Annotated in this window: 6 protein-coding genes and 1 riboswitch; of the genes, 5 read left to right on the forward strand and 1 reads right to left on the reverse strand. The window is 47.0% G+C overall.

Translation table 11 applies throughout. The features are described from left to right. Positions 1–348: 348 nt before the first annotated feature. From AC4EVX_RS12485 to AC4EVX_RS12505, 5 genes are all read left to right on the forward strand, one after another. A complete protein-coding gene (locus AC4EVX_RS12485) occupies positions 349–1,119 on the forward strand; it encodes an ABC transporter ATP-binding protein (protein WP_490160316.1) in 771 nt (256 codons plus the stop codon). A 17-nt stretch (positions 1,120–1,136) separates the two neighbouring features. Then, positions 1,137–3,008, forward strand: coding sequence for a CARDB domain-containing protein (locus tag AC4EVX_RS12490; protein WP_177976642.1), 1,872 nt, complete (start codon positions 1,137–1,139; stop codon positions 3,006–3,008). A gap of 43 nt (positions 3,009–3,051) precedes the next feature. Then, complete coding sequence (locus AC4EVX_RS12495) at positions 3,052–4,404, forward strand: ABC transporter permease (protein WP_490160317.1); 1,353 nt, start codon at positions 3,052–3,054, stop codon at positions 4,402–4,404. 136 nt (positions 4,405–4,540) lie between these two features. Then, positions 4,541–4,625, forward strand: a riboswitch (ZMP/ZTP riboswitch). A gap of 118 nt (positions 4,626–4,743) precedes the next feature. Continuing rightward, entirely contained in the window at positions 4,744–5,457 is a 714-nt protein-coding gene (locus AC4EVX_RS12500) for an IMP cyclohydrolase (protein WP_308451303.1), read from the forward strand. Positions 5,458–5,546: 89 nt separating this feature from the next. After that, complete coding sequence (locus AC4EVX_RS12505) at positions 5,547–6,725, forward strand: phosphoribosylaminoimidazolecarboxamide formyltransferase (RefSeq protein WP_308451302.1); 1,179 nt, start codon at positions 5,547–5,549, stop codon at positions 6,723–6,725. Positions 6,726–6,928: 203 nt separating this feature from the next. On the opposite strand, the gene AC4EVX_RS12510 is transcribed toward AC4EVX_RS12505, so the two are convergent. Continuing rightward, on the reverse strand, positions 6,929–7,258 hold the full coding sequence (locus tag AC4EVX_RS12510; RefSeq protein WP_490160318.1) for a helix-turn-helix transcriptional regulator: 330 nt from the start codon (positions 7,256–7,258) through the stop codon (positions 6,929–6,931). Between the last annotated feature and the right edge of the window lie 253 nt (positions 7,259–7,511).

Raw genomic sequence — 7,511 nt, forward strand, 5'->3', positions numbered from 1 at the left:
TATAGCGGATTTTTTAGGAAAATTCTACTGTATTTTGCAAAAAAATGAAAAAAAATTTTGGTGGTTTTTGAGAAAGTTTTGCCATGAAAGTTCTGAAAACTCAAAGAAAATACGGAAAATTGTAGAATATTTGTTAATGAATATGTAAGGAAGTTTAAGAAAATAAGAGGTGTCGGAAAACACTTTATCCTGTATAATGAAGTTGAGTATGAGAGGATTTTAACATACATGTGTTTGATTCGCTATCAGGAAACATATAAGAGCCTATGTGAATAGAACTATATGTGAATATATGCGAAAAAAGCATCCTGGGACGCAGATGAGAAATCTTGAAATGAGGGGAATTGTATGGGTGAACAGAAGGTGGAAAGACAGAGAGTCCCGATGATTCGGGTGAAAAATCTGTACAAGATCTATGAGGTTGGAACGAATAAGGTTTACGCGCTGAACGGTGTGGACTTTACGATGTATAAAGGAGAGTTCTGTGCGATTGTGGGACCCTCCGGATCGGGAAAGTCCACACTCTTAAATATGCTTGCGGGACTGGAGAAGCCGACAAAGGGCGAGATCATCGTCGCCGGGAAGCATATGGAGCGGATGAATGAGAACGAGCTTGTGGCATTTCGCAGAGAGAACGTTGGATTTATTTTCCAGTCCTATAATCTTTTAAAGACGCTGAATGCCGTGGAAAATGTGGCGCTTCCGCTCTCGTTTCGCGGAGTCTCCAAAAAGATCCGGAATGAAAAGGCACAGAAGTATTTAAAGCTCGTCGGACTTGAGAAGCAGATGAAGCACATGGCGAATGCGATGTCCGGCGGACAGCAGCAGCGCGTCGGAATCGCGAGAGCACTCGTCGTGAATCCCAAGATTATTTTTGCGGACGAGCCGACCGGGAATCTTGATTCCAAGACGACGATGGAGATTCTGAAGCTGATGCGGCGGATTGTGCGGGAGCAGAACCAGACGCTCGTCATGGTCACACATGACAATCATCTTGCGACGTTTGCGGACAGGCAGTTTCATATCGTGGACGGAAAGATTTTAAAGATCGAAGAACAGCATCATCCGGATCAGGAAGAAGATCAGGATAAAGAAATTCAGAAAGAGGAAATAAATTAGGGGGGAGGCAGGCGAAGATGAAAAACACATTTAGACGGTGGATCGCACTTGTGCTGACAGTGATATGGACAGTTGGATTTCTGGCAGTGCCGGAAGCGGGAGAAAGAGGAATCGGAAAGATACGGGCATTTGCGGATAATCAGTGGATTTTTACGGACAAGATTCCAAGCGGAAAGACGGGAAAGAGCATGACTGTTTCGTTCCGTTTGAGAAATAATTCAGGGCATGACATCAAGAGACTCGGAATCCGTTTTGATACAAATGGAGTTGATATCGGAGATGAGGACGAGGATGATTTAAAATACGGGTACGCATTTCCATTTGAGACGACAGATTCGACGTTTGAGAAGGTCAAGTCCGTCGGCTCTCTGAATGATCGCAAGGAGAAGACGGTCTCGCTGACTGGTCGCGTGCGCCGAGATCTTCAGAACGGCTATTACACGGTTCCGATTTCGGTGTTTGAGCAGGTCGACAGCAGTCAGGATGACGGCGGCTGGGTGGAGCTGACTAGTGAGAATGTCCGTGTATGGATTTCCGTCTCCACGAGCAGTACCGATGACGATGATGATGAGACAAAGACGTATGACTTTGTGCTCGGAGAGGGACAGAGCACACCGTATGGGACGTATCCGAATGTGCTGAATTTCTCGATCAATTTGAGAAACAACAGCCCGGCGACGGTCTATAACGTCAAGGCGAGCATCATTCTCGATGCAGACAGTGCAAAGTTCCCGTTTCGGATCAACGATGTGAATTACGACCGGATGTTTGAGAAGATTGGTGTGGATGAGGTTGTTCCGCTTGATTACAGTTTCGCGATCCGGCAGGACAGTTATACGGGGTATTATCCGATCCAGATGAAGATTTACTATTCCAAGAGTTCAACCGGAGAGGAGCTTCAGACGTTTGAGACGACGTTCTTCGTGCATATTACGAGCAAGCCGAAGGAGGACGAGCAGAACGATTTCAATGAGCATGACCGAACAAAGGCAAGACTCATCGTTGACGGATTTTCGACAGATCCGGAGAAGATTACTGCGGGCGAATCGTTTGATCTGACGCTTCAGATCAAGAATGCGTCCGGAAGTGTGTCGGCTTCCGATGTGCTCTTAACCGTAGAGTCGGAGAAAGCCTCGGACAGCCCGGTTTTCACAACGGCAGAGGGGTCCTCATCTGTCGCAATTTCTTCACTTCCGGCGGGAGGAACGCAGACCGTGAAGTTTCGCTTGAGCTCGCGTGCCGGAGTCGATCAGCGTTCCTATGCACTCACGATCAAGGCAAAGTACGACAGTCCGGAGTACAAGAATGCCGAGGACAGCATGTCTGTAGATCTCCCGGTGTACCAGATTCCAAGGTTGAATACCGGAACGTTTGAGATGATGCCGGATTCGATCTCGGTTGGAGAAGAGTCGAATGTGATGTTCGGAATCAACAATACCGGGCGCGTGACGCTCTACAATGTGATGGCGACGTTTGAGGCCGACTCGATTCAGAAGACGGATGCCTATGTCGGAAACATCAAATCCGGGGAGACGGGCAATGTGGACTGCATGTTGACAGGAATTGCGCCGACGATGGACGATGGAAAGATTAAGGTAACGATCTCCTATGAGGATGAGAATGGCAATGTCTCCGCGGTGGAGAAGGAGCTCTCTCTGACGGTGACGGAGGACTTTTCGTCGATGGATGATCCGATGAATCAGGAGCCGATGGAGCCGATCGAGGAGCCACCGACTGGCGTTTTAGGTATACTTACCCAGCACTGGATTGTGCTTGTGGTCGCGACCGTGATCGTGCTTGGAATTCTTGTGACGGTGATTGGACGAAGGATCTGGAAGAAGCGCAGAAAACAACACCAGGAAGCAGACGAGGACGAGAGCGAGGAGTAAAATAAACCAAAGGAGAAGAAAGAAGGAGAGGAAAGGATAGGGCATGAGATTTGTAGATCTTCTTGGAATGAGTTTAAATAGCCTGCGCCGGAGAAAACTTCGGACAGCCTTGACGGTTCTCGGCGTCGTGATCGGAACGTCATCTGTGGTTGTGATGATGTCACTCGGAATCGGCATGAAAGAACTGAACCGGGAGATGATCTCTTCCTATGGAAGTCTGACTGCGATTACTGTGTATGGACAGGATGCGTGGGGCGACAGTTCCAGCTCGGATAAGCCACTTTATCTGACGGATGATGTCGTCAAGCAATTTTCCGGGATGGAACACGTCAAGAGTGTATTTCCTCTCCTTGAAGTCAATGCGATTTTTATTCAGGGAAAATACACGATGAGCACAAATCTCACCGGTGTGCCGGATGATTATCTTGCAGAGATTCCGCTCGGTCAGGGAAGTCTTCCAAAGGCAGGCGATAAAGAGATGAAGCTGATTTTTGGAAATGCAGTGATTCGCTGGTTTCGGGATGGAAAGAGCAACCGGTGGGGATATTTTGATGACGGGGAACTGCCAAACGTAGATCTGATGGGAAAACCAATGTTTGTTGTTTTCGATACCGATGCCTATTATCAGTCGCAGGGAACCGGGGAAGACCGCCCGAAAGCGCCGAAAAAATATCTCTTAAAGACTGCCGGGGTTGCGGAGGGAGAAGTTAACGATTACAATGAGTATGCCTACTCCGTGTATACACAGCTCGAATCGCTCAAGACAGAACTTAGGAAAATCTTCAAGAAAAATCCGATTCCCGGTCAGCCGACGAACAAGAAGGGCAAACCGTACAATTATTTTGTGTATAACTCCTGCATCGTCAATGTGGATACGATGGAACATGTGTCGGATGTTCAGAAAAAACTCACAGATCAGGGCTATCAGGCAAACAGCAATGCCGAGTGGATGAACCAGGCAGAACAGCAGTCGAGAATGATTCAGGCAGTACTCGGCGGAATCGGTGCAGTCTCCCTGTTTGTCGCAGCGATCGGAATTGCCAATACGATGATGATGTCGATCTATGAGCGCACAAAGGAGATCGGTGTGATCAAGGTGCTTGGATGTGACATGGGCGACATTCGAAATATGTTTTTGATAGAATCCGGCTTTATCGGATTTATGGGCGGAGTCGTCGGACTAGCGTTCAGCTATGCCGTTTCTGCAATGCTCAACCATGTGCCGGCGCTCGCCGATCTGATTGGAAATGGAACTGGAGGAAATATCTCCCGGATTCCGCTCTGGCTTGCCGGATCAGCGGTGGGATTTGCGATCCTCGTTGGAATGTTGGCTGGATTTTTCCCGGCGATGAGAGCGATGAAGCTGAGTCCGCTTGCGGCAATCCGGAATGAATAAAAAGTATCATCCGGCATTTTCAGTTCAAAAATACCTGCCCGTGTGCCATAACAACCGCAAGATATAAGAGAAGATAAGGAAAAATTGGATGAAAAAAAGTACTTGCCAGATAAAAAAAAATCGATTATGATAAGGGCAAGAAGCGTGCGACTGGCGGAAAGAGTGGGATACCACGAGGGAGCACGTCTGAATTTACAATGCCGACCGCCTGGGCGCCATTTTTTTGTGGTACTCAGGCGGTCTTTTTGTATACAGACATTTGTACTTGTGTACAGCGAGATGGGATTCCGCTCTGAGATGCCGATTCTGTATTGGAATGAGAGAGGAGAAAATCAGAAGATGAAGATGTTATCTCTGGAACAGGAACTGAAAGAAAACGCATATCCGGGAAGAGGAATCGTGATTGGAAAGACTCCGGATGGAACGCGGGCAGTAACTGCGTACTTTATCATGGGCAGAAGCGAGAACAGCCGTAACCGTGTCTTTGTGGAGGACGGTGAGGGAATCCGTACTCAGGCATTTGACCCGGCAAAGCTCGAGGATCCGAGTCTGATCATCTATGCGCCGGTTCGTGTATTGGGAAACAAGACGATCGTGACAAATGGCGACCAGACCGATACGATTTATGAGGGCATGGACAAGCAGATGACATTTGAGCAGTCTCTGCGCAGTCGTGAGTTTGAGCCGGATGCACCGAACTACACCCCTCGTATTTCCGGTGTGATGCACATCGAGGCAGGCAATTACAACTATGCAATGTCGATTTTAAAGAGCAACAATGGCAATCCGGATTCCTGCCATCGTTACACCTTTGCTTACCAGAATCCGACCGCAGGTGAAGGTCATTTCATCCACACCTACATGCATGACGGCAATCCGCTCCCGAGCTTTGAGGGTGAGCCGAAGCTCGTTGGCATGATGGACGACATGGATGCCTTTACCGATATGCTCTGGAATAGCCTGAATCCAGACAACAAGGTTTCTCTGTTTGTTCGCTACATCAACATTGCGGATGGAAGCTATGAGACAAAGATTGTGAACAAGAATCAGTAAACAGAATTGCGAAACAGAATGATCTGGAAATGAATGGATTCTAAATCGGGAACAATCAGAATAATCTAGAAAGAATAGGAGTGCGCGAGATGAATGAGATGGAATTAAAGTACGGATGCAATCCGAACCAGAAACCGGCAAGAGTATTTATGAATGAGGGAAAAGACCTTCCGATCAAGGTGCTGAGCGGTCGCCCGGGATACATCAATCTGCTCGATGCGTTAAATGGCTGGCAGCTTGTGCGTGAGTTAAAGAAGGCAACCGGGCTTCCGGCAGCAACTTCCTTCAAGCATGTCTCTCCGGCAGGTGCAGCGGTTGGTGTACCGCTTACAGAGACTTTGGCAAAGATCTACTGGGTAGATGATATGGGAGATCTCTCACCGTTAGCAAGTGCTTATGCGCGTGCGAGAGGTGCTGACCGTATGTCTTCCTTCGGTGATTTCATTTCTCTTTCTGATGTGTGCGATGTGGATACCGCAAAGCTGATCAAGAGAGAGGTATCAGACGGTGTGATCGCTCCGGGATATGAGCCGGAGGCACTGGAAATTTTGAAATCAAAGAAGAACGGCAACTACTGCGTGATCGAGATCGACGAGTCCTATGAGCCGGAGCCGATTGAGCGCAAGCAGGTATTTGGCGTTGTATTTGAGCAGGGAAGAAACAACCTTGCAATCAATGAAGAGCTTCTGACGAACCTTGTGACCGAGAACAAGGAACTGACGGAGTCCGCAAAGAGAGACCTTGTGATCTCTCTGATCACCTTAAAGTACACTCAGTCTAATTCCGTGTGCTACGCAAAAGACGGACAGGCAATCGGAATCGGAGCTGGTCAGCAGTCTCGTGTACACTGCACAAGACTGGCAGGTCAGAAGGCCGACAACTGGTTCTTACGTCAGGCACCGCAGGTTCTGAACCTTCAGTTTGTGGATCATATCAAGCGTGCAGACCGCGACAACGCAATCGATGTTTACATCGGTGAAGAGTACATGGATGTCCTTGCGGATGGCGCATGGGAGAAAGTCTTCAAGGTAAAACCGCCGGTATTCACGAGAGAGGAGAAGCGTGCATGGCTCGACCAGATGCAGGATGTTGCTCTCGGATCAGACGCATTCTTCCCGTTCGGTGATAACATTGAGCGCGCATACAAGAGTGGAGTCAAGTACATCGCTCAGCCGGGTGGATCGGTCCGCGATGACAATGTCATTGAGGTCTGCAATAAGTACAATATGGCGATGGCATTCACCGGAATCCGCCTGTTCCACCACTAATTTGTGTCAGAATCATACGACAAGTCTGCGTAAGATTGTATGTGGGTATTAAGTTGTTCATTTGGAATGATTTGAAAACAAGATCAAGAGAATAATTAATAATTAGAAAAAACACTGGGACACAGAAGATAAGGTTTTCTGTATCCCGGTGTTTTTTGCTTGTGTATCAGGCATGTGTTGATAAAGTGTTTGTTGATAATTGACTACTTTTCATTTTCATTTCCTTCTTTGAAAGAAAAATGGTGCTGTATCTCGTCGAAATAGTGCATCATTCGATAAAGAAGTTCTTTTTCTTCCTGAGAATAATGAGAAATAGGAAGCATTTCATCTTGCTCAAGCCCAAGCAGATAATCGGAAGTTGTGTGGAGCAGGCGACAAAGCTCTGCGATTTTTTCTGTGGAGGGAATGGCAACAGCCATTTCCCAAGCATTTACACTGGAACGTGTCACATACAGCAATCGAGCAAGATCTGCCTGTGTCAAATTGTTTTTTGTCCGAAGTTTCCGAATACGATCGGCAGTACGAAGAATCATTTTTTGGTATTCGACCTCCAGTCTTTTGTTATTCACTTTATTTCATTATTATAATCGTTGACGATATAAAAAAATAGCTTCTGAAAGAGAAAAAAATGCGGTTCATAAAAGATGATAAAAATTGACAAAAATTGGAACGAAAAACAGAAAAGTCCATATCCAAAAATGAAAAACTTTATTATTAGCAAGAGCTTGCGCGTGGGGGGGGGAAAAACTAAAAAGCAGAAAAGTACATGTTTCAACTGCAAAAAAA

This window comes from Brotaphodocola sp., assembly GCF_983179755.1.